Here is a 23,360-nt window from a genome sequence, read left to right as displayed (position 1 = left end):
CGAGCGACGCCGGTCGGTCGACCGAGTTGGCGACGTAACATTTCACATTGTACGCTCGACGGGGTGACGGGGAACGGTCGACGCCGTCGTGCGCGCGGCCGACGATGCGAGGAGGTCAGGTGACGTCGCTTTGCGGGGGATCGGCTCCCACGGTGAGCGTGTCCATCCCGGCTCGCCCCGGCACCGAGGTGAGGGCACAGGACCTGGCGCTCCGTCTCGATGGCGCGGCGGTGCAGGTGGTCGCGGAGCCGGCCGAGACGTCCTCACGTCGTCGCCGGGATCGGCCGTCCTGGCGACCCTGGATGCGTCGCGCCAGTCACCACCTGGTGCTTCATGGTGACGCGGTGCCGCACCCCGATCTGCTCGCGCAGCTGCACGCCGCGGTGGCCGCTCAGCCCGACGCCATGCTGAGCATGTTCACCCCGTGGGACTCGTATGCGTCCCATGCCGTGCGCATCGCCGCGTTCGCGGGACGGCCGTGGGTGACACCGCCGGGAAAGACTCTCACGCCGATCGCCACCGTGCTTCCCGCCGACGCGGCTGCGGAGTTCGCCGACGCCGCGGACCCTCGCGCCATGTCGAACGAGGGGGAGGCGCTGCTCCGCTTCGCCAGGGCACGCGGACTTGCGCACTACGCGAGCAACCCGAGCCTGGTCCAGGTGCACGCGGGTCGTCACGATCGGAGCGTGGACGAGGCTGCGGCGACGGCGTTCCTGCCGGAGACCGCGCCGCCTGCGTCGTGGTGGTGCGGGGAGCCGCTCCCCACGCCGCGGCGGCTCCCGGTGATCCACGTGAGGGACGGCGAGCCCGTGTCCTACGAAGCGCCCGAGGGAGCGGACGACCGCTGGCGCATCCGGTCGCGGCGGGAGCTCGCGACGCCGCACTCGCGTCGGCTGATGCGCGTCGTCCGCGATCGCCTGCACTGCACGGAGACCGCGCGAAGTGACCTGCGAGCGGCCGCGTCCCTGCTGGGCGCAGCCCGTGTCCTGTGCGATCAGCTGGTCCTCGCGGAGGCGTCAGGCCCGACTCCCGAGGGCTTCGGCGGTCTGTGCGCGCGGGAGTCCGCCGCGACCCTGCCGCTGGGGTCGCTCCGGCTCACGGTTCCTGCGCTCGCGACGGAGGACGGGGCGGCGGAGATCCGCGCCGCCTTCGTAGGGATCCACGACGACGTGCTCGAGGTGCTCGACGGTCTGCGGTGATCGCGTGGAGCGGATCCACAGCTGTCGTCGATAGCGTCGTCGACGCAAGGGGAGTACTCCCGTCTGCAGCGGAGTCGTCATTACGGGCGTGCGATCACGTCCCGGCCCGCTGGCCCGCGAGGGCGGAGGAGACCTTGGCACCCGTTCGCGGGCTGCCGGGAGACCCCTGTCGACCTCACGTCGTCCTTCCTGTGGCTCGCCCCACGAAGGGACCACCATGGGGAAGCTCTCCCGTCTGATCCGTCTCGCCAGCGATGCGCTCGACTCCGGCAGCACCGCGCACAATGGCGCGCCCTCGACCCGTCCCGGCGACGGAGGCCGGGGATCGACCGACTGGAGCGGGATGATCCGCGGCGCGGTGGATGCGGTGCGCGGAGGCGCGGACACACCGCGCGCGTCGGCCTCATCCACTCCGGCTCGCGCTCCCGAAGAGCGGCCGACGCGCTCGCCCGGGGATGCGGCGGGCTCCTTCGCTCCGCCGTCCGCCGGCGCGCCGCTGCATCGCTCAGGCGGCCACTCCGCCGGTCCGTACACGCCGCCACCCGCTCCGACCGCTGGCGCCGCCGGAGTCGCCGCGGCGAGCGGGCGTCACGCCGCTTCCGCCGACGACCGCGCGGCCATCGCCCGGTACGACTATCTGATGCAGACGGCCGACCCGCAGCGGGTCGAGCAGCTCCATCGGGAGGCGTTCGCCCGCCTCACTCCCGCCCAGCGCGATCTGCTCGCGGCGCGTATGCGTCAGGAGCTGCCGCGGGAGGAGCATCCGCGCTCGGCGTCGGCCGACGACCTGGCGCGGTCGGCCGGTCGGGCGGAAGCCATGCGCCCCGGTCGGATGCGCGGGCTGCTCTCCCGGGCACGCGGAGCGGGGGCCGGGGGCGCGGCGGTGGCAGCCGGAGGAGCGGCGGTCGGACTCCTCGGGGTCGTCGCGGGCGGCGCCGTGCTCAGCGCCGTGGCGGCACCGCTGCTCGAGCAGGCGGCCGGCCTCGGCGTGGACTTCGAGCAGCTCGCGGCCGGCGTCGACCTGGAGTCGCTCGCCGCCGGGGTCGACGTCGAGGCGTTCAGCGGAGGCGCCGAGGAGATGCTCGGCTCGGCCGGGGAGGCGGTGTCCGGCCTCGGGGAGACCGCGTCCGGCTGGGGCGAGCGCCTGGGCGATCTGGGCATCCCCGGCATCGGCGACCTCTTCGGCCGCTGAGCACCCGCGCGTGCCCCCGCTGGGACTCGAACCCAGACTGAAGCGATTTTAAGTCGCCTGCCTCTGCCATTGGGCTACGGGGGCCGCGCCGCCATCCTAGCGTCGCGCGGGTCGGCTGCCGCCCGGCTGCGACGCGGTGTCGCGAGGGGTGAACCGGAGTGCACTCAGGCCGTAGGGTGGGGGAGTGCTCGACCTCACCGACGAACTGAGCCCCGACCAGGGTGCCCCCGCGGTCGCTCCGGAGTGGGAGGACCCGGGCCGCTACTGGCCCCGCCTCTCCGCCGCGACCGGGAAGCTCCCTGCTCCCGTCGCCGTGATCGACCGCGAGGCGCTGCGCTACAACGCGATGGACCTGCTGGTGCGTGCCGGTGGCCTGCCCATCCGCGTCGCGTCGAAGTCGGTGCGCGTGCGCGCGGTGCTCGACGCTGTTCTGCGTCTGCCGGGTTTCCGCGGCATCCTCGCCTTCACGCTCGAGGAGGCGCTGTGGCTCGCCGAGACGCATGACGACATCGTGCTCGGCTATCCCACCGTCGACCGGGCGAGCCTGGAACGGCTCTTCGGCGACGAGCGGGCCGCACGGCGGATCACCCTGATGGTGGACGACCCCGTGCACCTCGACCTGATCGACAGCGTCGCAGCGGCGGGGTCGCGGCCGGAGATCCGCGTGGCGATCGATGTGGACGCGTCCTGGCGCTCGCCCCTCCTCGGACACATCGGTGTCCGCCGGTCGTCACTGTACTCGGCAGGTGAGGTGGCCGCCTTCGCCCGCAGGATCGTCGCGCGGCCCGGGTTCCGCCTGGTCGGGCTGCAGATGTACGACGCGCAGATCGCGGGCCAGGGCGATGCTGCCGGACCGGACACGGCGCTCATCCGGCTGGTCCAGTCGCGCTCCCGGGACGAGCTGCGTGCGCGCAGGGCCGCGATCGTGGCAGCCGTGAGCGGGATCGCCCCGCTCGAGTTCCTCAATGGCGGAGGCACTGGGTCGCTGGAGTTCAGCGGCAGTGACGAGTCCCTGACCGAGGCGAGCGCCGGCAGCGGGCTGCTCGGCGGCCATCTGTTCGACGGCTACCGCGCCTTCCGGCCCGCCCCCGCGGCGGCGATCGCGTTCGACGTGGTGAGGCGCCCGGCGGCCGACATCGCCACGGTGCTCGGCGGCGGCTGGATCGCCTCGGGCCCGGCGGTGCCCTCGCGGCAGCCCCTGCCGGTCTGGCCGGCGAACCTGCGCACGCTGCCCCGCGAGGCGGCGGGAGAGGTGCAGACGCCGCTGCAGGGCCCCACCGCGGCGACCCTCGGCGTGGGCGACCGGGTGTGGTTCCGGCACGCGAAGAGCGGCGAGCCCGCCGAGCGGGTCACGCACTACCACCTCGTGTCCGGCGACGAGGTCATCGACGAGCTGCCGACGTACCGCGGCGAGGGGAAGGCGTTCCTGTGACGAGAATCGGCGGCACCTGGCAGAACTGGGGCCGCTCCGCCTCGGTCCGGCCCGTCCGGGTCGAGCGTCCGCGCAGCCCGGAGGGCGTGCAGCGCGCCGTGCGCGCAGCGGTGCACCAGGGGCTCACGATCAAGGCGGTCGGCGCGGGGCACAGCTTCACCGGCATCGCGGTGGCGCCCGGCGTGCTGCTCGAACTGGACGACCTGCAGGGTCTCGTCTCGGCCGACACCTCGACGGGGCGGGTCACCCTGCTCGCGGGCACCCGGCTGCACCGGATCCCCGGGCTGCTGGCCTCGTACGGGCTGGCGATGGAGAACCTGGGCGACATCGACCGGCAGTCCCTCGCCGGCGCCATCTCGACCGGCACCCACGGCACCGGTGCGACGTTCGGCGGCCTCGCGACCCAGGTGGTCGGCGTGACGCTGATCACCGCCGCCGGCGAGTTCCTCCGCATCGACGAGCAGAGCAGTCCGGAGCTGCTTCCCGCGGTGGCGCTGGGTCTGGGCGCTCTCGGCATCATCGTCGAGGTCACCCTGCAGTGCGTGCCCACGTTCGTCATGCACGCCGTCGACGAGCCCGCGCCCCTCGAGGACGTGCTGTCCAGCCTCGACGAGCGCGTCGCCACGGCGGAGCACTTCGAGTTCTACTGGTTCCCGCACACCGATGTCGCCCTCACCAAGCGGCAGTCGCGGCTTCCGGAATCGGCGGTGCGGCACCCGCTCCCCGCGGTCGGCAAGTGGGTGGACGAGACGCTGCTGGCCAACGGCGTCTATCGCGTGGTGTGCGCGGCGGGCCAGGTCGTCCCCGCGATCACGCCGCCGTTCAGCCGGCTCGCCGTCCGCCTGACCGGCGACCGCGAGTACACCGACCTCTCCCATCGCGTGCTCACGCAGAGCCGCACGGTGCGCTTCCGCGAGATGGAGTACGCGCTGCCCGCCGGCGAGGTCGTCGCCGCGTTCCGGGAGGTGCAGGCGCTGATCGCGCAACGGGGCTGGCGCATCGAGTTCCCGATCGAGGTGCGCTTCGCGGCGGAGGACGACCGGTGGCTGTCGACCGCATACGGCAGGGCGAGCGCCTACATCGCGGTGCACCGCTACTGGCGTGCCGATCCGACCGCATACTTCGAGGCGGTCGAAAGGATCATGCTCGACCACGGCGGGCGCCCGCACTGGGGAAAGCTGCACACGCTCGACGTGGAGACCCTGCGCGAGCGGTATCCGCGCTTCGACGACTTCCTCGCCCTCCGCGACCGGCTCGATCCCGACCGTCGATTCGCGAACCGCTACCTGGACCGTGTGCTCGGTCGCTGATCGACGGGGACGGATGGCCTCACACGCCCAGTCCACGCGCAGACTGCGCGTCTAGGATGAGAGAAACACGAGGAAGGGTGGGGCTCTGATGGAATGGCTCGTGCCAGTACTGATCGTCGTCGGGGTGATCCTGCTCGTCGGCATCTATCTCTGGGCCACGTACAACTCGCTGGTACAGCTGAACGTCCGCGTGGACGAAGCATGGAGCGGCATCACCGTGCAGCTCAAGCGGCGAGCGGACCTCATCCCCAACCTGATCGAGACCGTCAAGGGCTACGCCTCGCACGAGAAAGCCGTGTTCGAGAACGTGACCCGTGCGCGCGCCGAGACGCTCTCCGCTAGCGGCCCCGGCGAAGCGGGGATCGCCGAGGGGCATCTGCAGCAGGCGCTGCGCAGCCTGTTCGCGGTCGCGGAGGCCTACCCGCAGCTGCAGGCGAGCCAGAACTTCCTCCAGCTCCAGCAGGCCCTGGTCGACACCGAGGACAAGATCCAGGCGGCGCGGCGCTTCTACAACGGCGGCGTGCGCGAGCTGAACACCAAGATCAAGGTGTTCCCGAACAACCTCTTCGCCAAGGGCCTCGGCTTCACCGAGCGCGAGTTCTTCGAGGTCGCCGACAGCGGCGCCATCTCGGAGCCGCCGCGCGTGCAGTTCTGACGCGCAGGCGTCACCACGCCGAGAGCTGCAGGCCGTCGGCGGTGAACGCGACCGTTCCGCGCAGGCTCCAGGAGTCGGTGCGGTAGGTGGCGGTGCGCGCCGAGCCGTCCTGGCCGGTGCCCGTGACGGTGGCCACCAGCACGCCCCCGTCCGCGGTAAACCCCGTCCCGGCGAGTGTCAGCGCAGGCGACTGCTCGATGCGATAGCGGAACTCCGTCACGGCGCGGAACTCCGTGCCCCAGGGGATGCGGATGCCGCAGCCCTCCGGAGGCGTCGGCGCGGGTCTCGTGCACGTGGCGAGGTGCGCTTCGAGCTGCTTCTGCGCGGCGGCGGTCGCCTCGTCCCGCAGTCCGGCCGTGATCTGCACCGTGGCCGTGTCTCCCGGGAGCACGGTCGCCTCGGCCTCACCCGACAGCAGTGCCGTCGGTGCGGCGGTCACCGTGTACACGGCCGGGAGCAGCGGCGCGGGCTCGCCCGTGGCCACGGTGGTGTCGCCGACGGCCACGGCAGCGCCGATGCTGGTGGTGGCCAGGAGCGTGCCGAGGCTGGTGCCGTCGACCACCCACCGGCCGTCCACGGACCGCAGCGCCAGGGATGCCTCGTGCACGGCGCCGGCGAGGCGGAACGAGACCGTGGCCGTGGCTCCCTCAGCGGTGTCGCGCACGCTCGTCACCTCGGGCTCGTCGATCCGGGCGGTCGCTGCGGAGAAGGCGGAGAGGGCGGTCTCCGGCACCTCCATGCCGGTCTCTGCGACGGCCGCGGGGTCACCTGACTCGAGCGCCTGCAGGTACGCCAGCGCGGCCTGCTCCGGGGTGTCTCGTGTCGTCGCGAACCACAGCCACGCGGCGCCGGCCGTCAGGAGCAGCGCCGCGGCGATGCCGACGAGCCACCGCAGCCGAACGCTCACACCGCGCTCTCCCGCTCGTGCACGTGTCGACGGACAGCGCGCTCGGGAGCCGCGGCCAGCGCGGCGTGCACCGCCGTCGTCGCATCGCCCCAGCCCGAGATCGAGACGTGCTCGAGCCCCTGCCAGGTGGCAGCGAGCCGCAGCTCGGCGGCGATGGCAGCGGCATCCTCGTCTCGCGCCTGCGGCTCCCACCACGCGGACTGCACCTGCAGCGTCGAGGCGGCGCGATCGGCTTTCAGGTCGACGCGTGCCACGATGCGGTCGCCCACGAGTACGGGGAGCGAGTAGTAGCCGTAGCGGCGCTTCGCGGCGGGGACGTAGATCTCGATGCGGTAGTCGAGCTGGAAGGCCCGCAGGGCGCGCTCACGGAACCACACCACCGGGTCGAACGGGGTGAGGATCGCGGTCGCGTCGACGCGCCGGGGGAGGACGGCATCTCGGTGGCGCCACGCGGGGAGCGGGCGTCCGGCGCGGTCCCAACCCCGGACGTGAACCGGCTCCAGCTCGCCCGCGTCCACGAGATCAGCGATGGCCCTGCCCACGGCGGCGCGGTCTCGGATGCGGTAGTAGTCCGCGAGGTCGGCTTGCGTCGCCACCCCGCTGGAGCGCGCCGCCCTCCGCATCAGCTCGCGGATGGCGTCTTCGCGGGGGATCTCCCTGGCGAGGACCGGTGCCGGGATGACCTGCGCGGCCAGCGCGTACGTGCGCTCGAACCCGCGCCGACCGCTGACGGCCACATCGCCCGTGCGCCACAGATGCTCAAGGGCGAGTTTGACCTCGTCCCAGTCCCACCAGGTGCCCCGCTCCCGCGGCGCGTCCGCACGCAGGTCGGCAGGACGCAGGGGCCCGCGGTCGCGCAGCTCGTCCTGCACCCACTGCACCGTACGCGCGTTGCTGCTCAGCCAGGAGTCGTCGGTCGCCCAGCGCCGCCGGAACGCGTCCATGCGGAAGCGCCACAGCGCCCAGTCGTCGACCGGGATGAAGGTGGCCTCGTGCGCGAGGTACTCCACGTAGTGCGTGGTGCGCGACAGGAAGGTGCGGTCGAGCAGCGCGGGCTCGTACGCGCCGAGACGGGAGAACAGGGGGAGATAGTGCGAGCGCGCGAACACGTTGACCGAGTCGATCTGGAGGACGCCCAGGCGCTCCATCGTGCGGTGCAGGTGCCGACTGGACACGACGGACGGGCGGGCGCGGGTGAATCCCTGCGCCGCGAGGGCCATGCGTCGTGCCTGGGTGGCGCTGAGGGTGTCGGTCACGCCGACAGCGTATCCCGCGTAGCCGACATCGCTCCGGCGCGCAAGATGCCGTAACCGGCATACGGCTTGACCGTAGACTGAGGCGATGAGCGAGGACCAGCGACCCCGGCTGCGCGATCTGTTCCGTCCGCGCCCCGTGACGACCGACCGCACCGTGACCACCGAGGCGGATGAGGCTGTTCCGCTGCCCTTGCGCATCACCGCGAGTTACGCGTGGCGACTGCTGCTCATCGCGGCGGCCATCGGCGTCTTCATCTGGCTCGTGATGCTGCTCAAGCTGCTCGTGATCCCGCTCATGGTCGGCATCCTGATCACGGCACTGCTGTGGCCGGCCTTCTCCTGGATGCTGCGACGCGGCTTCCCCCGCTGGCTGGCGATCGCGATCTCGCTCATCGGGACCGTCGCCATCGTCACGGGCCTCATGTGGCTCGTCGTCTGGCAGGTCCGCGCCCAGCTGCCGGAAGTGCAGCAGCGCACGACGGAGGCCTTCGACCAGTTCCAGGTGTGGCTGCACGAGGGGCCGCTCCAGCTCTCCGACACGCAGATCGCCGACTACCTGCAGCAGGGGCTCGACCTCATCTCCGAGCAGGCGCAGCTGCTGTGGACCGGGGCCCTCGCGATCGGCACGACCGTGGGCCACGTCGCCACCGGTGCCCTGCTCGCTCTCTTCATCCTGATCTGCCTGCTCGCCGATGGAGCCGGCATCTGGCGCTGGACGCTCAAGGTCTTCCCCCGTCGCGCGCGTCCCGCCGTGGACGGCGCGGCGCGCAACGGCTGGACCACCATCGTCAACTACGCCAGGACGCAGCTGTTCGTGGCGACGATCGACGCGATCGGCATCGGCCTCGGCGCCTTCCTGCTGCAGGTCCCGCTGGCGCTGCCGGTCGCGGTGCTGGTGTTCCTCGGCTCCTTCATCCCGATCGTCGGTGCGGTCGTGACGGGTGCCGTCGCAGTGTTCCTCGCGCTCGTCTACAACGGCCCGTGGATCGCGCTGTGGATGCTGGTCGTGGTGCTGGCCGTGCAGCAGATCGAGGGACACATCCTGCAGCCGCTGCTCATGGGGTCCGCTGTGAAGGTGCACCCGTTGGCCGTCGTGCTGGTGGTGGCCGGCGGCGCGATGATCGCCGGCATCCCCGGCGCGCTGTTCGCGGTGCCGCTCGCGGCGTTCGTGAACGTCGCGGCCGTGACCTTGAGCACGGGGTCCTGGCGCACCGGCGTCGGTCCCAGTGGAGACCTGATCTGGAGCACAGTTCCGCGCGAGCGGACACGGAGGAATCGATGAGCGCAGTCCCCAGTCTGACCGAGTTCGAGCACGCTGCTCAGAGTCTGACTGAGGTGATCTCGCATACACCGACCCTCCCCTCACGGGCGCTCTCCGACGCGCTCGGAGCGCCCGTGCTGCTGAAGATGGAGAATCTGCAGCGCACCGGCTCGTTCAAGATCCGCGGTGCCGCGTACCGGCTCTCCCGGCTGAGCGCGGAGGAGCGCTCCCGCGGAGTGGTCGCGGCCTCGGCGGGCAACCACGCGCAGGGCGTCGCGCTCGCCGCGCAGGCGCTCGGCATCCCCGCCACGATCTTCATGCCGCTCGGAGTCCCGGTGCCCAAGCTCCTGGCAACGCGCGGCTATGGCGCCGAGGTGGTGCTGGAGGGCGAGACGGTGGCCACCTCGCTGCGTCTGGCCGCCGAGTTCGCCGAGCGCACCGGCGCCGTCCTGATCCACCCGTTCGATCATCGCGACATCGTGATCGGCCAGGGCACGCTCGGGCTGGAGCTGCTGGAGGATGCGCCCGAGGTCGACACCGTCGTGCTCGGCATCGGCGGCGGCGGTCTCATCGCCGGCGTGGCGGCCGCCGTCAAGGCCAGGGCGGCCGAGCTCGGTCGACAGGTGCGGGTGATCGGCGTGCAGGCGGAGAACGCGGCCGCCGTGCCGCCCTCGCTGGAGGCCGGGGAGCCGGTCGACATCGTGACGCGCCCGACCATCGCCGACGGCATCCTCGTGGCCCGTCCGGGGGACGTGCCGTTCGGCATCATCAAGGACCTGGTCGACGAGGTCGTCACGGTGTCCGACGACGACCTGGCGCGCGCGATCGTCCTGCTGCTGGAACAGGCCAAGGTGGTCGTCGAGCCCGCCGGTGCGGCGGGCGTCGCCGCGATCCTGTCCGGCAAGGTGGCAGCGACCGGCACGACCATGGCCGTCCTCTCCGGCGGCAACATCGACCCGCTCCTGCTGCAGCGGGTGGTGTCCCATGGTCTGGCCGCCTCCGGCCGCTACCTCACGGTGCGGATCCCGCTGCCGGACCGTCCAGGGCAGCTCGCCCGGGTCTCCGAGCTGATCGCCGAGGCCGGAGCGAACGTGATCGAGGCGATGCACACCCGCCACGGCCACGGCCTGCAGATCAGCGACGTGATCCTGGAGCTCAGCGTCGAGACCCGCGGCCCTGAGCATTCAGAGCACACCCTCGACACCCTCCGCCGCGCCGGGTTCAACCCGATCGTCGTGCCCGACTGATCGCGCCCGGACGACAGCACCCCCTCGGCCCGACGGCCGAGGGGGTGCGTTCGTCTGCGACGGGTCTCAGCCCGTGTACGTCTCGACCTTCACGATCTCGACGCTGATCGAACGGCCGTTCGGTGCCTCGTAGGAGGAGGAGTCCCCGACCTTGAGCCCGAGGATGGCCTGGCCGAGCGGGCTCGCCTCGCTGTAGACGTCCAGGTCGCTGCCTGCGGCGATCTCGCGGCTGCCGAGCAGGAAGACCTCCTCGCCGCCGGCCACGACGGCGGTGACGACGGTGCCGGGCTCGACGATCCCGCGGCTCGCGGGCGCCTCGCCGACCTTCGCGGTCTTCAGCAGCGCCTCCAGGGTGCGGATACGCGCCTCCTGCTTGCCCTGCTCGTCCTTCGCGGCGTGGTATCCGCCGTTCTCCTTGAGGTCGCCCTCTTCGCGGGCCGCCTCGATGCGCTTGGCGATCTCGTCGCGGCCGAAGGTGGAGAGGTGCTCCAGCTCGGCGACGAGCCGGTCATACGCTTCCTGCGTGAGGAAGGGAACCTGAGCGTCGGTGGACATGACGAAGCTCCTTCTTTCGGGATCCTCCCGAGATGCCGCGGGGGATATGCCAAGACGCCCCGGCACGGTGCCGGGGCGTCGTCTGTCTGCGTTCAGTCTAGGCGACCCAGCAGGTGTTCACCAAACCTGTGGTGGCCTCGGCGACGGTGGGGATGCGCTCCGAGCGGGTCAGCGAGTGGCGGTCGCTCGCGGGGATCTCGACGACCTTCCACCCCACCACGCCGAACTCCTCGTCGAGTGCTTCGAGGACGCACACCACGTCCTTGCCCTGCACGCCGGTGAGCTGGAAACGCAGGTCGACGGCGTGCGCGTCGACCAGTTCGAAGCCGAGGTCATCGGCGTCCACCGAGCTCATGGACTGCGCGACGGTGAACCAGCCGAAGACGCCGATGAGGAGGACGGCGATCGCTCCGCCGATGATCCAGGGCGTGCGGCGTCGCCGGGTGCGGCCGTAGCGTTCGTCGAGCTCGATGGCGGTCGTCACAGGTGGGGTCTTCCGGTCGTTAGGCTGGTCATACCAGGTTATGCGACCTGCGTACGAAAGGCCGATTCATGCGCTTCCTGTCCGAGACTCCGATGCCCACGCCCTCGATGACGGTGGCGCCGGAGGCGGTCACCCCCGGTTTCGCCGGCTTCGCCGTGATCGTGATCGTCCTGGTCGCGGTGATCCTGCTGATCTGGGACATGAACCGCCGCATCCGCCGGGTGCGATACCGCGAAGAGGTCAGGGAGGAGCTGGACGCCGAGCAGGCCGCCCAGGTGGACTCCGACGCCCGCGGCTCCCAGACCAGCGGGACGACGGAGCCCGACGCGGACGCCGACGGCAGGCCTCGCGAACGCTGACTCACCGCGCGCGCCGGATCACCACGAGCGCCGGATCACCACGAGCGCCGGATCATCGCACGCCCTGACTCACCGCGCGCTGGCCGCACGGCTCACCGCGCGCCGAGCGAGGGCGTGAGCGGCGCCAGCGCGATCAGCAGGCATGCGGTCCAATGGCACAGGAACGCCAGCACGGTGCAGACGTGGAAGATCTCGTGGAAGCCGAAGTGCCCTGGCCACGGATTCGGCTTCTTGAGCGCGTACACGATCGCGCCGCCGGTGTAGAGCAGGCCGCCCACGATCACGAGCACCATCATCGCCACGTTCGCGTTCAGCAGGTCGACGAGGTACATCACGGCGGCCCAGCCCAGCAGCAGATAGAGGGCGACGTACAGCCAGCGCGGCGCGTGGATCCAGAAGACGCGGAACAGGATGCCCAGGAGCGCCCCGCTCCACACGAGGATCAGCAGCACCGTCCCCTTCTGCGGGGGCAGCGCCAGGACGGCGAGCGGCGTATAGGTGCCGGCGATCAGCAGCAGGATGTTGGCGTGGTCGATCCGCTTCAGGACGACCTTCACCCGGGGGCTCCAGTCGAAGCGGTGATAGAGCGCGGAGTTGCCGAACAGCAGGAGCGACGTGGCCATGAAGACCGCCGCCGCCCACTTCGCCGCCGCGCCCTCCGACACCACGATCAGCACGACGCCCGCGACGATCGCCACGGGGAACGTCGCCGCGTGGATCCAGCCGCGCCAGGTCGGTTTGACCTCGGTGGCGGCGTCGACCGCTGCCGCTTCGAGCAGCGGCAGCTTGGGGATGTCGGTGCTGGGCTGATCGGGTGTGCTCACGTGCTCACTCTAAGCCGGAGCGCATGCCGTGTCGGGCACGTGTCCCGGGCTTTCGCACACCGCGCGAAGGGACGGGCAGGGTAGCGTAGGTGGGTGATGTCACGCGAGAGCCCGGGACGCGGGCCGCTGTACCGGCTGTACACCAGCCGGCTGCGTCGACACCTCGATCCCGCCTCCGTCCCGCATCACGTCGCCATGATGATCGACGGCAACCGCCGGTGGGCGCGACAGCTCGGATTCGACACCCCCGCGGAGGGGCACCGTGCCGGCGCCGCGAAGATGCGCGAGTTCCTCGGCTGGTGCGACGAGCTCGGGATCAAGGTGGTCTCGCTGTACCTGCTCTCCAGCGACAACCTGCGCAAGCGCGACTCGGCCGAGCTCGCGGATCTGATCGAGATCATCGCGGAGCTCGCGGAGGCCCTGTCGCAGGAGGGCGACTGGCGCGTCAAGCACGTCGGCCGCTCCGACATCCTCCCCGCCGAGCTGGCCAGAGTGCTCGCGGACGCGGAGGAGCGCACGAAGGACCACACGGGACTGCACGTGAACCTCGCCGTCGGCTACGGCGGTCGCAACGAGATCGTGGACGCGGTGCGCAGCATCATCACCAAGCACGAGGCATCCGGCGGCACCATGGAGGACCTGGCCGCGCAGCTCACTCCCGAGATGATCGGCGAGCACCTGTACACGGGCGGGCAGCCCGACCCCGACCTGGTGATCCGCACCAGCGGGGAGCAGCGGCTGAGCGACTTCCTGCTGTGGCAGAGCGCGCACAGCGAGTTCTATTTCGTCGAAGCGCTGGGGCCCGACCTGCGGCAGGTGGACTTCCTGCGTGCCATCCGTGACTTCGCCGACCGCGACCGCCGGTTCGGACGCTAGCCGGCGCATGCCACAATGACGACGTGAGCGCACTCGAGGACTACGTCGGCACGTTCGACAACGAACCCGGCTACCTGAACTGGGCGGCCTTCGGGCCTCTGTCGCCCTCCGTGCGCGAGGAGGTGTTCGCGGACGCCGACCTGCTCGCGAGCGGGCGGCCCTCGTCGCTCGCCCTCGTCGGAGAGCGCATCGGGCAGGCGCAGGAGCTCATCGCCGAGCTGCTCGGCGCGGCGCCAGACGAGGTCACGCTGCAGCCCTCGTCGACACATGGGCTCATGCACGCGCTGTACGGCGTCTCCGGTGCGGTGATCGCCAGCACGGCCGAGTTCCCGAGCGTGAGCCTCACGCTGGAGCGGGCGTCCACGGCCTCCGATCGGGCCCTGACTCCGCGCTGGATCACGCCGCCGGACGGTCGCGTCACACCCGACGCGGTCGCGGAGGCGCTCGACGACGAGGTGACGGCCGTCGCCGTGAGCCACGTGGACTTCCGCACCGGTTACCGCGTCGACCTCGGCGCACTGCGCGACGTGGTCGGCCCCGACCGGCTGCTGATCGTCGATGCCGTGCAGTCCTTCGGAATCGTCGATGCGGACTACGCGGCGGCGGATGTGGTCGTGGGGCACGGCTACAAGTGGCTCAGGGCGGCGCGGGGGAGCGGCTTCGCCTGGTTCTCGCCGCGTGCCCGCGAGCGCATCGCCCCCGTGCTCTCCGGGATCACGGGCACGACGGCGAGCGGCCTGGTGGTGGACGAGCTGCCGGCGCCGGCGCCATCCGCGAAGGCCTACACCGTGAGCGTGCCGGACACCCTCGCGGCAGGGCGGCTCGCGATCGGCGTCCGCGATGTGCGCGACGCCGGGGTGGCCGCGATCGAGCAGCGCCTCGCGGACCACGTCGACACGGTGATCGCGACCGCCGACCGGCACGGGATCGAGGTCGTGTCTCCGCGCGAGCCGCATGCGCGCGCCGGCATCGTGACCCTCGCCCCGGAGGAGCCTGCACGCCTGGCCGCCGCCCTCGCGAACGCCGGACTGGTCGTGACCGCGCGAGGGAATTCTGTGCGGATCGCGCCGCACGCCGGCACCGACGCGGAGACGCTGCGCATGCTGGATGAGACGCTCGACGCGTTCGGCCGGGAATCGTTCACCGTCGCTTAAGGAATCGCTGGCGTGTCGAGGCCGTGGAAAACCGGCTGGCGGCCGTACCTTCGAGGCATCGGGCAAGGCGCCCGGTCGGGTCGGCCTCAGGTTCGCGACTCGTGACCCCCTGGTCGACTCGTTCGAATAGCCGGGAATCCCCGGGTCGGGAGTGGGTCGTGACCACACGTTCAGCGCAGCAGACCACCAGCACCGCGCAGCAGTCCACCCGTCAGACGACGCGACGAGCGGCGGCCGCCGATCCCGATCAGGATCTGCGCACCTACGTCCTCGACACGTCCGTCCTGCTCAGCGATCCGCAGGCGTTCTTCCGGTTCGCCGAGCACTCCGTCGTGCTGCCGGTCGTGGTCATCACCGAGCTCGAGGGCAAACGCCACGATCCGGAGATCGGGTACTTCGCCCGACAGGCTCTCCGCCACCTCGACGACCTGCGCGTGGAGCACGGCCGCCTGGACTTCCCGGTCGAGGTGGGCGAGGGCGGTACGCTCCGTGTCGAGCTCGGCAACACCGACCTCTCCGTCCTGCCCGCCGGCATCCGTCTCAGTGACAACGACAGCCGCATCCTGTCCGTGGCGATGCACCTGGCGCAGGACGGGCAGGAGGTCACGATCGTCTCGAAGGACCTGCCGATGCGGGTCAAGGCCGCCTCGCTCGGACTCCGCGCCGAGGAGTACCTGGCCGAGCAGGCCGTCGACTCGGGGTGGACGGGCATCGCGGGCCTCGACCTCTCCGGCGACGACATCAGCGACCTGTACGAGAGCGAGGTCGGCCTGAGCGAAGACGTGCGCGGGCTGCCGGTGAACACGGGACTCATCATCCACTCGGAGCGCGGCTCGGCGCTCGGCAGGGTCACCGGCGACGGGGAGTTCCGTCTCGTCCGCGGCGACCGCGACATCTTCGGCATGCACGGCCGCTCGGCCGAACAGCGCATCGCGATCGACCTGCTGCTCGACCCGGAGGTGGGCATCGTCTCGCTGGGCGGGCGTGCGGGCACCGGCAAGTCGGCGCTGGCGCTCTGCGCCGGGCTCGAAGCGGTGCTGGAGCGGCAGCAGCAGAAGAAGATCATCGTGTTCCGCCCGCTGTTCGCGGTGGGCGGTCAGGAGCTCGGGTACCTGCCGGGCGACCAGGGCGAGAAGATGAACCCGTGGGGGCAGGCGGTGTACGACACGCTCGGCTCCGTGGTCTCCGGGAACGTCATCGATGAAGTGGTCGAGCGCGGCATGCTCGAAGTGCTCCCGCTCACCCACATCCGCGGGCGGTCCCTCCACGACGCGTTCGTGATCGTGGACGAGGCCCAGTCGCTGGAGCGCAACGTGCTGCTGACGGTGCTCAGCCGGATGGGGCAGAACTCCCGGGTGATCCTCACGCACGATGTCGGCCAGCGGGACAACCTGCGCGTGGGACGGCACGACGGCATCGCCAGCGTCATCGAGACCCTCAAGGGCCACGACCTCTTCGGGCACGTCACCCTGACGCGGTCCGAGCGGTCCGCGATCGCCGCCCTCGTCACGGAGCTCCTGGAGGGTGGAGAGCTGAGCTGACGACGGCGGAGACACGAATGCCGCGAGGACCAGGTCCTCGCGGCATCCGTCGTCTCAGCGGATCAGTCGATCAGCCGGGGTGCGTCATCGAGAGCAGGTCGAGCTTCTCGTCGAGCTGCTCCAGGGTGAGCTCCCCGCGCTCCACATAGCCGAGGTCGATCACGGCGTCGCGCACCGTGATCCCCTTGGCGACCGAGTGCTTCGCGATCTTCGCGGCGGCCTCGTAGCCGATCAGCTTGTTCAGCGGGGTGACGATCGAGGGGCTCATGCCGGCGAACGCCGCGGCACGCTCCAGGTTGGCCTGCAGGCCGTCGACGGTCTTGTCCGCGAGGACGCGCGACGCGTTCGCCAGCAGGCGGATCGACTCCAGCAGCGCCGTGCCCATGACCGGGATGGCGACGTTCAGCTCGAACGAGCCCGATGCTCCGGCCCAGGCGACCGTGGCGTCGTTGCCGATCACGCGCGCGCACACCATCAGCACGGCCTCGGGCACCACGGGGTTCACCTTGCCCGGCATGATCGAGGAGCCCGGCTGCAGGTCCGGGATGTGCAGCTCGCCGAGACCCGTGTTGGGGCCCGAGCCCATCCAGCGCAGGTCGTTGTTGATCTTCGTGAGCGACACCGCGATCGTGCGCAGTGCCCCGGAGGTCTCGACCAGGCCGTCGCGGTTGGCCTGCGCCTCGAAGTGGTCCTTCGCCTCGGTGATGGGAAGCTCGGTCTCGGCGGCGAGCAGCTCGATGACCTTCTGCGGGAAGCCCAGCGGCGTGTTGATCCCGGTGCCGACGGCGGTGCCGCCGAGCGGGACCTCGGCCACGCGGGGAAGGGCGGACTGCACGCGCTCGATGCCCAGGCGGATCTGACGCGCGTAGCCGCCGAACTCCTGGCCGAGGGTCACCGGCGTGGCATCCATGAGGTGGGTGCGGCCGGACTTGACCGCGTCCTTCCACAGCTCCGCCTTGGCCTCGAGCGCGACCGCGAGGTGGTCGAGCGCGGGGATCAGCGTGTCGATGAGAGCCTGGGTCACCGCGATGTGCACCGAGGTGGGGAACACGTCGTTCGACGACTGCGAGGCGTTCACGTGGTCGTTCGGGTGCACCGTCGAGCCGAGGATGCGGGTGGCGAGCGTGGCCAGCACCTCGTTCATGTTCATGTTCGACGAGGTGCCGGAGCCCGTCTGGTAGGTGTCGACGGGGAACTCGCCGTCGTGCGTGCCGGCGGCCACCTGGTCGGCGGCCTGCGCGATGGCGTCGGCGATGCCGCCGTCCAGCGTGCCCAGCTCCTTGTTCGCGAGCGCCGCGGCCTTCTTGATCCGCGCGAGAGCTGCGATCTGGGCCGGCTCTAGGCCCTTGCCCGAGATCGGGAAGTTCTCGACGGCGCGCTGCGTCTGCGCCCCGTAGAGCGCGTTCACAGGCACGCGCACCTCACCCATCGTGTCGTGTTCGATGCGGTAATCGGTGTCGGTCATTCCGAACCCTCCTTGGTTGCGGGGACGGTCCCCTCGGTCTCGATGCCGACCGTGATGACGGGCACGGCCTCGCCCTCGGCCAGCCGGTAGTTCGCGCCGACGATGCCCAGACGGCCCTCGGCGACGGCGTTGCTGATGATCTCGGACGACTGCAGCAGGTCGTGCACGGTGTTGCGCAGGTGCTCCTCGCCCACGCGCTCCGCGTCGATGTCGGCGACGGTCTGCCCGCCGCTCTCGGCGAGGACCTTGCGCGCCGCGGGCACGATCGGAGCGATCAGCTTCCAGATGTGCGGGGGGAGCGGTGCCGCGTCGATCGCGGTGCCGTCGATCGCGGCGCGGACCGCACCGCACGAGTCGTGCGCCAGGACCACGATGAGCGGCACCTCCAGCACGGCCACGGCGTACTCCAGGCTCGCGACGATCGACTCGCCCATGACCTGACCGGCGTTGCGCACCACGAACAGGTCGCCCAGGCCGAGGTCGAAGATGATCTCGGCGGCCAGGCGGGAGTCGGCGCAGCCGAACAGCGTCGCGACCGGGTGCTGCGCCGCGGTCAGATCCTTGCGGCGGGCCACGTTCTGGTTCGGGTGTTGCGGCTCGTCGCGCACGAAGCGGCGGTTGCCGTCCTGCATCTGCTTCCAGGCGGCTGCGGGCGTGAGGGGGTGGGTCATCGGGCCTCCGAGACGGTGCGGATCTGCGGGACGAGCGACTCCGCGAGCTCGGCGGTGGATTCCGCCGACCGGGAGCCGTACAGGAGCACGTAGTCGTCGCCGGCCTGCGTGCCGATCGCGTAGGTGACGTTGGCGTCCGCCCCCGCGCTCCCCGGCTCGTAGACGTCCCACTCCAGGCCGCCGATGCGGGTCGTGTCGGTGGGCGCGATGCCGTTCAGACGCTGCGGGGCCCACGAGGAGTCGGCGTCGAACGCCTGGGCGAGCTTGATGAAGCCGCGCTCCTCGTCGGCGGCCGGGGCCAGCGTGACCTCCCACACCACGGTCGCGCCGCTCTGCAGCTCGGCCGCGTTCACGCGCCAGAAGCCGTCGAGTTCGGGGACGATGGCCGGGCCTCCCATCGAGGACTCCACGCCCTCGGCGATGCCGGCCACGTCGATCGGCTTCGGCGCCACCGGCTCTCCGCGAGGCACGACGGCGATGATCACGAAGACCACCGCGAGCGTGACGAGGAGGGCGGCGACGAGGTTGCGCACGGTCTGACTTGACCGATAGGCCTTGCTGGAGGCGGCCTTGCGCGCGGCGGTCTCCTCTGCGGTCTCCGGACGACCGAGGTCGGCGTTGATGGCCGGGACCTTGCTCATGATTCTCCGCCCGTGGTCTCATCGGCCGCGGAGGCCCTGGCGGCCTCCAGTCGTCGCTTGGCACCGAGGAGCCATTCATCGCAGCGGGCGGCCAGCGCCTCTCCGCGCTCCCAGAGTGCCAGCGAGTGCTCGAGGGTGGGGGCGCCCTGTTCGAGCTCTGCGACGACCCGGACGAGCTCGTCGCGGGCGGCCTCGAACGACAGCGTGTCCACAGGGGTGTCGTTCAGCGCGCTCACTCCTCCATCCTACGTCGTGCCCCGGACCCGCCCTGCTCAGGCGCCTTCCGCGATCTCGCCCTCGGAGCGGGCGGCGACCGACCCGCGATCCACCGTGATCGTGAGCGCACTGCCCGCGGGGGCATCCGCGGCGTCGCGGAGGATCACGCCGCCGTCCAGGTAGGCGATCGCGTAGCCGCGGGCGAGGGTCGCGGCGGGGGAGAGCGCACGCAGGGAGGCGCGCAGCTCGCTCGTGCGGCGGCCGGCGTCGTCGAGCTGCCGCTGCACGGCGTCGCGACCCCGCGACAGCAGCAGCCAGGTCTCCTGCGCCCTCGCGTCGATCAGAGGATCGGGGGAGCGCAGCACCGGTCGCGAGCGCAGCTGCTCGAGCTGGGCGATGTCATGGCTGAGGCGCTGCGTCAGGCGGCTCGTGGCGCGCGAGCGGAGCTGGGCGATCAGCGCCCGCTGCTCTCCCACATCGGGGACCACGCGCTTCGCCGCATCGGTCGGGGTCGAGGCGCGGAGGTCGGCGACGTCGTCCAGCAGCGGATGGTCGTTCTCGTGCCCGATCGCGCTGACGATCGGGGTGCGGGCGGCCGCGACGGCGCGCACCAGGCGCTCGTCGCTGAAGCCGAGCAACGTCTGCGGGTCGCCGCCGCCACGGGCGATCACGATCACGTCGACCTCGGGGTCAGCGTCGAGGCGCTGCAGCGCAGCCAGGGTCTCGGGGACGCAGCGGTCGCCCTGCACCGCGGCGTACTCCGTGCGGAACCGCACCTGGGGCCACCGCAGCTCCGCGTTGCGGTGCACGTCCTTCTCGGCGTCGGAGCGCTCGCCGGTGATCAGGCCGATCACGTGCGGGAGGAAGGGGAGCCGCTTCTTGCGCGCCGGATCGAACAGACCCTCCTGGCGCAGCTGCACCCTGAGCTTCTCCAGCCGTTCGAGCTGATCGCCCAGACCGACGTGCTTCATGGCCGAGACCGCGAAGCTGAAGTCGCCCGACTTCACGAAGTAGTCCGCCTTGACGGCCGCCACGACGTGGTCGCCGACACCCAGGTCGGAGGGCACCCGCGCGCGCACGCTCGACCACAGACGGATCGAGATCTGCGCGTCGGAGCGGGTGTCCTTCAGCCGCGCGAAGACGTTGCCGGCGCGCACGTTCCACGACGTGATCTCGCCCTCGACCCACACCGTGTTCCACCGGGCGACGAAGTCGCGGATGGTCGCGTTCAGGCGGGCCACGGAGGTGGGGGCCTGCGCGGTGGAGTCGCGCGGGGCGACGGCGTCCGCCGGCGGGGTCTCACCCGGACCGGTCGTCGCTTCGAAGACTGTCATGTGCTCCCGTCCCTGCCCCGGCTCTCACCGGCCTCGTCCAGCCGCGCGACGGTAGAATCGAAGGGTGACTTCGACTGCCGTTCATCTTCCCGCTCCCCGCATCCCACGCGTGCGTGCCGCGGCCGGGCGGCTTCAGGATAACCCGGTGCCCGGACCCAAGCGCGTGCTCCTCGCGGCGCCGCGTGGGTACTGCGCCGGTGTGGATCGCGCGGTGGTCGCGGTCGAGAAGGCGCTCGAGCGCTACGGCGCCCCGGTGTACGTGCGCAAGCAGATCGTGCACAACATCCACGTGGTGACCGAGCTGGAGGCCAAGGGCGCGATCTTCGTGGAGGAGGTCGACGAGGTCCCCGAGGGGGCGCACGTGGTCTTCAGCGCGCACGGTGTCTCGCCGGCCGTCGTGAACGCCGCGTCCGACCGCGGACTCCACGCGATCGACGCCACGTGCCCGCTGGTCACGAAGGTGCATCGCGAGGCCGTGCGCTTCGCGCGCGACGACTTCGAGATCCTGCTCATCGGGCACGACGGGCACGAGGAGGTCGAGGGCACCGCGGGTGAGGCGCCCGACCACGTCACGGTCGTCAACTCGCCGGAGGAGGCGGACACCGTCCAGGTGAAGGACCCGTCGAAGGTGGTGTGGCTCTCGCAGACGACGCTGTCGGTCGACGAGACGATGGAGACGGTGAACCGCCTGCGCACGCGCTTCCCCGAGCTGCACAATCCGCCGTCCGACGACATCTGCTATGCGACGCAGAACCGTCAGGTGGCGATCAAGAAGGTCGCGGCGGGCGCCGATCTGGTGATCGTGGTCGGCTCCGCCAACTCCTCCAACAGCGTGCGCCTGGTCGAGGTGGCGCTCGAGTACGGGGCGAAGGCCGCGTACCGGGTCGACTACGCCGAGGAGATCCAGCAGGAGTGGCTCGACGGCGTCGAGACGGTCGGCGTGACCAGTGGCGCCTCGGTGCCCGAGGTGCTGGTGCGCGAGGTGCTGGAGGCGATCGGCGACGCGGGCTACCGCGACGTGGAGGAGGTGCGCACGGCGGAGGAGGACCTGATGTTCTCTCTGCCGAAGGAGCTGCGCCAGGACGCCACCGGTCACCGCGACGCGCGCGCCCTCGGTGGCCGCGCATCCGCCGGAGGAGGCGCGTAGGTTGAGCGCCGCGGAAGCGGAGCCGACCCTCATCGGGTCGGTGCAGCGCGCGCTCCGGCTGGTCGACATCGTCGCCAACTCGCCGCGCCCCCTTCCGACGAAGATGCTCTCCGCGATCACCGGGCTGACCCCCGGTACCACGTACAACCTCGTGCGCACCCTCGTGCACGAGGGCTACCTGAGCTCGGAGCCGGACGGTCTGGTGCTCGGCACCCGGTTCCCGTCGTTCCAGCAGCAGATCGACTCGCGCGGCGTGTTCCTCGCGCGCGTCCGCTCCGCCCTCAGGGACGTGACGGAGGACGTGGGGGCCACGGCCTACCTCTCGCGTTTCGCCGACGGGGAGATGCACCTGGTCGACATCGTGGATGCGGAGCGCAACCCTCGGGTGGAGCTGTGGGTCGGCCTGCACTCCAGTGCCCACGCGACGGCGCTGGGCAAGCAGATCCTGGCCGACCTCCCGGACGAGGATCGACTCGACTACCTCTCCCGGCACCGCCTGGAGGAGCTGACCCCGCGTACCATCAGCGACCGCCGCACCCTGCTGACCCAGCTGGAGCACTCGCCGGGGTGGGCGATCGACAAGGAGGAGTACGCGATCGGCGCGACCTGTGTGGCTGTGCCGGTGATCGCTCCCGGGGTGACCGCCTCGCTCGCGATCTCGCTCCCGGCCGAGCAGGCGGTCGTGGATCGCAAGCTGGTCTCCAATCTGCAGCGCACGGCGCGACGGCTCTCCCTGCAGCTCGGCGCGGATTCGCTCGACGCGGGGCCTGAGGCGGAGTTCACTATCTGAAGTACTCGCTCTGGTGCGGGCCCCCAGGATTTCCTACTATCGGAAGAGTAGCGGCATACAGAACGCTACTGATCGCCTCAGGCGTCCCCAGCGCCGGCGACCAACCAGGATGAGGAGCGTCCCCAGCGCTCCGCGTCCGCGGCCCCGAGAAGTCCCCACTTCTCCGGGGCCGCTGTCGATTTCCGGGTCTGCTGCTTCGGGGCGTGCTGTGTCGGGGCCCGCTGCGTGCGGGCCCGCTGCCTCCACGCACCGCTGCCTGTGAGTTCCGCCGAGGTGCCGGCGTTAACATGGCGGGATGACCGATCAGCGCCCCCGTTACGGTGAGCTCGCAACGCCGGAGGAGCAGCGGCTCGCCCGCGGACTGCCACTGGTCGATGAGGTCGTCGCCCCGGCTCCGCCGGTGGCACCTGCCGCGCCCGCACCTGCTGCCGCGCCATCGGCCCCCACAGCTGGCCGCCGTCACCCGGTCGACCGCATGGCCACGATCGCCCTGCTCGCGTACGGGCTGGTGAACGTGATCGTCACGGGGCTGTCGTACCTCGACATCGGCCGCGTGATGAACGAGAGCATGACCATCCTCGGTATCGAGGGGGAGTTCACGAACTACGACCTCGGGCGAACCTGGGGCACGATCGCCGCGATCGTTCTGGCGCTGGGCTGGTGCGTCACGGCCGCGCTCTCGATCCGTCGCCTCCGCCGAGGGCGTCTCACCTGGTGGGTGCCGCTCGTCGGCGCGGCGATCACCGTGATCATCGTCTCGCTGTGCCTGGCGGTGCCGATGATGTCCGACCCCGCCTTCGTCGCCTACCTGGAGCAGACGGCCGGCGTCGGCTGAGCACCCGAG

General features: G+C 71.2%; 24 protein-coding genes and 1 tRNA gene. 14 read left to right on the top strand and 11 right to left on the bottom strand.

Annotated elements, in window-relative coordinates; all coding sequences use genetic code 11:
- The first annotated feature begins 152 nt into the window (after positions 1-152).
- Both M3C17_RS15800 and M3C17_RS15795 read left to right on the top strand, forming a co-directional pair.
- Positions 153-1,199 carry a hypothetical protein gene (locus M3C17_RS15800; RefSeq protein WP_259978857.1) on the top strand — a complete coding sequence of 349 codons (1,047 nt, stop codon included), beginning with the start codon at positions 153-155 and terminating at the stop codon, positions 1,197-1,199.
- A gap of 217 nt (positions 1,200-1,416) precedes the next feature.
- On the top strand, positions 1,417-2,391 hold the full coding sequence (locus tag M3C17_RS15795) for a cation-transporting ATPase (protein WP_259978855.1): 975 nt from the start codon (positions 1,417-1,419) through the stop codon (positions 2,389-2,391).
- An 11-nt stretch (positions 2,392-2,402) separates the two neighbouring features.
- On the opposite strand, the gene M3C17_RS15790 is transcribed toward M3C17_RS15795, so the two are convergent.
- Positions 2,403-2,475: transfer RNA gene (locus M3C17_RS15790), tRNA-Leu, on the bottom strand.
- Between the two features lie 100 nt (positions 2,476-2,575).
- Here M3C17_RS15790 and M3C17_RS15785 point away from each other — a divergent pair.
- From M3C17_RS15785 to M3C17_RS15775, 3 genes are all read left to right on the top strand, one after another.
- Positions 2,576-3,823, top strand: a complete 1,248-nt coding sequence (locus tag M3C17_RS15785) for an alanine racemase (protein ID WP_259978853.1) — start codon at positions 2,576-2,578, stop codon at positions 3,821-3,823.
- Positions 3,820-5,133, top strand: coding sequence for a D-arabinono-1,4-lactone oxidase (locus M3C17_RS15780; protein WP_259978851.1), 1,314 nt, complete (start codon positions 3,820-3,822; stop codon positions 5,131-5,133). The genes M3C17_RS15785 and M3C17_RS15780 overlap by 4 nt, the downstream gene beginning before the upstream one ends.
- A gap of 88 nt (positions 5,134-5,221) precedes the next feature.
- Positions 5,222-5,788, top strand: a complete 567-nt coding sequence (locus M3C17_RS15775) for a LemA family protein (protein WP_259978848.1) — start codon at positions 5,222-5,224, stop codon at positions 5,786-5,788.
- Between the two features lie 10 nt (positions 5,789-5,798).
- Here the strand turns inward: M3C17_RS15775 and M3C17_RS15770 are convergent, their stop codons facing one another.
- On the bottom strand, positions 5,799-6,695 hold the full coding sequence (locus tag M3C17_RS15770) for a hypothetical protein (protein WP_259978847.1): 897 nt from the start codon (positions 6,693-6,695) through the stop codon (positions 5,799-5,801).
- Positions 6,692-7,951 carry a winged helix-turn-helix domain-containing protein gene (locus M3C17_RS15765; protein ID WP_259978846.1) on the bottom strand — a complete coding sequence of 420 codons (1,260 nt, stop codon included), beginning with the start codon at positions 7,949-7,951 and terminating at the stop codon, positions 6,692-6,694. The genes M3C17_RS15770 and M3C17_RS15765 overlap by 4 nt, the downstream gene beginning before the upstream one ends.
- Positions 7,952-8,036: 85 nt before the next feature.
- Here M3C17_RS15765 and M3C17_RS15760 point away from each other — a divergent pair, with 85 nt between their 5' ends.
- Positions 8,037-9,233, top strand: coding sequence for an AI-2E family transporter (locus M3C17_RS15760; RefSeq protein ID WP_259978845.1), 1,197 nt, complete (start codon positions 8,037-8,039; stop codon positions 9,231-9,233).
- Positions 9,230-10,459 carry a threonine ammonia-lyase gene (gene ilvA, locus M3C17_RS15755; RefSeq protein ID WP_259978844.1) on the top strand — a complete coding sequence of 410 codons (1,230 nt, stop codon included), beginning with the start codon at positions 9,230-9,232 and terminating at the stop codon, positions 10,457-10,459. The genes M3C17_RS15760 and ilvA overlap by 4 nt, the downstream gene beginning before the upstream one ends.
- 66 nt (positions 10,460-10,525) lie before the next feature.
- Here the strand turns inward: ilvA and greA are convergent, their stop codons facing one another.
- On the bottom strand, positions 10,526-11,014 hold the full coding sequence (gene greA / locus M3C17_RS15750; protein ID WP_259978843.1) for a transcription elongation factor GreA: 489 nt from the start codon (positions 11,012-11,014) through the stop codon (positions 10,526-10,528).
- Between the two features lie 97 nt (positions 11,015-11,111).
- Entirely contained in the window at positions 11,112-11,498 is a 387-nt protein-coding gene (locus M3C17_RS15745) for a DUF4307 domain-containing protein (protein WP_259978842.1), read from the bottom strand.
- 92 nt (positions 11,499-11,590) lie between these two features.
- Between M3C17_RS15745 and M3C17_RS15740 the strand changes: the two genes are divergently transcribed.
- The gene (locus M3C17_RS15740) at positions 11,591-11,857 is read left to right on the top strand and encodes a hypothetical protein (protein ID WP_259978841.1); all 267 of its coding nucleotides are present in this window, start codon (positions 11,591-11,593) and stop codon (positions 11,855-11,857) included.
- 92 nt (positions 11,858-11,949) lie between these two features.
- Here the strand turns inward: M3C17_RS15740 and M3C17_RS15735 are convergent, their stop codons facing one another.
- Positions 11,950-12,651, bottom strand: coding sequence for a hemolysin III family protein (locus M3C17_RS15735; protein ID WP_259978860.1), 702 nt, complete (start codon positions 12,649-12,651; stop codon positions 11,950-11,952).
- A 126-nt stretch (positions 12,652-12,777) separates the two neighbouring features.
- Here M3C17_RS15735 and M3C17_RS15730 point away from each other — a divergent pair, with 126 nt between their 5' ends.
- From M3C17_RS15730 to M3C17_RS15720, 3 genes are all read left to right on the top strand, one after another.
- Positions 12,778-13,557: an isoprenyl transferase gene (locus M3C17_RS15730; RefSeq protein ID WP_259978859.1), complete on the top strand. Its 780-nt coding sequence runs from the start codon at positions 12,778-12,780 to the stop codon at positions 13,555-13,557.
- A gap of 23 nt (positions 13,558-13,580) precedes the next feature.
- Complete coding sequence (locus M3C17_RS15725) at positions 13,581-14,711, top strand: aminotransferase class V-fold PLP-dependent enzyme (RefSeq protein ID WP_259978840.1); 1,131 nt, start codon at positions 13,581-13,583, stop codon at positions 14,709-14,711.
- Between the two features lie 158 nt (positions 14,712-14,869).
- The gene (locus M3C17_RS15720; RefSeq protein WP_396820365.1) at positions 14,870-16,252 is read left to right on the top strand and encodes a PhoH family protein; all 1,383 of its coding nucleotides are present in this window, start codon (positions 14,870-14,872) and stop codon (positions 16,250-16,252) included.
- A 70-nt stretch (positions 16,253-16,322) separates the two neighbouring features.
- Here M3C17_RS15720 and M3C17_RS15715 read toward each other — a convergent pair whose 3' ends face one another.
- From M3C17_RS15715 to xseA, 5 genes are read right to left on the bottom strand one after another with little or no spacing between them, the layout of a single operon-like run.
- Positions 16,323-17,717, bottom strand: a complete 1,395-nt coding sequence (locus M3C17_RS15715; RefSeq protein ID WP_259978839.1) for an aspartate ammonia-lyase — start codon at positions 17,715-17,717, stop codon at positions 16,323-16,325.
- On the bottom strand, positions 17,714-18,388 hold the full coding sequence (locus M3C17_RS15710) for a carbonic anhydrase (RefSeq protein ID WP_259978838.1): 675 nt from the start codon (positions 18,386-18,388) through the stop codon (positions 17,714-17,716). Before M3C17_RS15710 ends, M3C17_RS15715 begins: the two co-directional genes overlap by 4 nt.
- The gene (locus tag M3C17_RS15705) at positions 18,385-19,029 is read right to left on the bottom strand and encodes a DUF4245 domain-containing protein (RefSeq protein ID WP_259978837.1); all 645 of its coding nucleotides are present in this window, start codon (positions 19,027-19,029) and stop codon (positions 18,385-18,387) included. Before M3C17_RS15705 ends, M3C17_RS15710 begins: the two co-directional genes overlap by 4 nt.
- Positions 19,026-19,265 (bottom strand): exodeoxyribonuclease VII small subunit, encoded by a 240-nt coding sequence (locus M3C17_RS15700; protein ID WP_259978836.1) that lies wholly within the window; start codon positions 19,263-19,265, stop codon positions 19,026-19,028. The genes M3C17_RS15705 and M3C17_RS15700 overlap by 4 nt, the downstream gene beginning before the upstream one ends.
- A gap of 36 nt (positions 19,266-19,301) precedes the next feature.
- Positions 19,302-20,579: an exodeoxyribonuclease VII large subunit gene (xseA, locus tag M3C17_RS15695; protein WP_259978835.1), complete on the bottom strand. Its 1,278-nt coding sequence runs from the start codon at positions 20,577-20,579 to the stop codon at positions 19,302-19,304.
- A gap of 100 nt (positions 20,580-20,679) precedes the next feature.
- On the opposite strand from xseA, the gene M3C17_RS15690 reads away from it, so the two are divergent.
- The 3 genes from M3C17_RS15690 to M3C17_RS15680 all read left to right on the top strand — a co-directional run bounded on the left by M3C17_RS15690 (position 20,680) and on the right by M3C17_RS15680 (position 23,351).
- Entirely contained in the window at positions 20,680-21,726 is a 1,047-nt protein-coding gene (locus M3C17_RS15690) for a 4-hydroxy-3-methylbut-2-enyl diphosphate reductase (RefSeq protein ID WP_311198451.1), read from the top strand.
- Between the two features lies 1 nt (position 21,727).
- A complete protein-coding gene (locus tag M3C17_RS15685) occupies positions 21,728-22,516 on the top strand; it encodes an IclR family transcriptional regulator (protein WP_259978833.1) in 789 nt (262 codons plus the stop codon).
- A 295-nt stretch (positions 22,517-22,811) separates the two neighbouring features.
- The gene (locus tag M3C17_RS15680; RefSeq protein WP_259978832.1) at positions 22,812-23,351 is read left to right on the top strand and encodes a DUF6264 family protein; all 540 of its coding nucleotides are present in this window, start codon (positions 22,812-22,814) and stop codon (positions 23,349-23,351) included.
- The last annotated feature ends 9 nt before the right edge of the window (positions 23,352-23,360 follow it).

The sequence above is a fragment of the Microbacterium sp. p3-SID336 genome (genome assembly GCF_025143365.1).
Taxonomy (GTDB): Bacteria; Actinomycetota; Actinomycetes; order Actinomycetales; family Microbacteriaceae; genus Microbacterium.
The sequence above is the reverse complement of the archived record's forward strand: the minus strand, read 5'-3'. Positions and strand labels throughout refer to the sequence as shown.

Bases quoted from the DNA above. Each gene is read 5' to 3' on its own strand.
- M3C17_RS15730 (WP_259978859.1), top strand. From the start codon at position 12,778: ATGTCACGCGAGAGCCCGGGACGCGGGCCGCTGTACCGGCTGTACACC.
- M3C17_RS15715 (WP_259978839.1), bottom strand. From the start codon at position 17,717: ATGACCGACACCGATTACCGCATCGAACACGACACGATGGGTGAGGTG.
- xseA (WP_259978835.1), bottom strand. From the start codon at position 20,579: ATGACAGTCTTCGAAGCGACGACCGGTCCGGGTGAGACCCCGCCGGCG.
- M3C17_RS15760 (WP_259978845.1), top strand. From the start codon at position 8,037: ATGAGCGAGGACCAGCGACCCCGGCTGCGCGATCTGTTCCGTCCGCGC.
- M3C17_RS15705 (WP_259978837.1), bottom strand. From the start codon at position 19,029: ATGAGCAAGGTCCCGGCCATCAACGCCGACCTCGGTCGTCCGGAGACC.
- ilvA (WP_259978844.1), top strand. From the start codon at position 9,230: ATGAGCGCAGTCCCCAGTCTGACCGAGTTCGAGCACGCTGCTCAGAGT.
- M3C17_RS15775 (WP_259978848.1), top strand. From the start codon at position 5,222: ATGGAATGGCTCGTGCCAGTACTGATCGTCGTCGGGGTGATCCTGCTC.
- M3C17_RS15740 (WP_259978841.1), top strand. From the start codon at position 11,591: ATGCCCACGCCCTCGATGACGGTGGCGCCGGAGGCGGTCACCCCCGGT.
- M3C17_RS15680 (WP_259978832.1), top strand. From the start codon at position 22,812: ATGACCGATCAGCGCCCCCGTTACGGTGAGCTCGCAACGCCGGAGGAG.
- M3C17_RS15795 (WP_259978855.1), top strand. From the start codon at position 1,417: ATGGGGAAGCTCTCCCGTCTGATCCGTCTCGCCAGCGATGCGCTCGAC.
- greA (WP_259978843.1), bottom strand. From the start codon at position 11,014: ATGTCCACCGACGCTCAGGTTCCCTTCCTCACGCAGGAAGCGTATGAC.
- M3C17_RS15710 (WP_259978838.1), bottom strand. From the start codon at position 18,388: ATGACCCACCCCCTCACGCCCGCAGCCGCCTGGAAGCAGATGCAGGAC.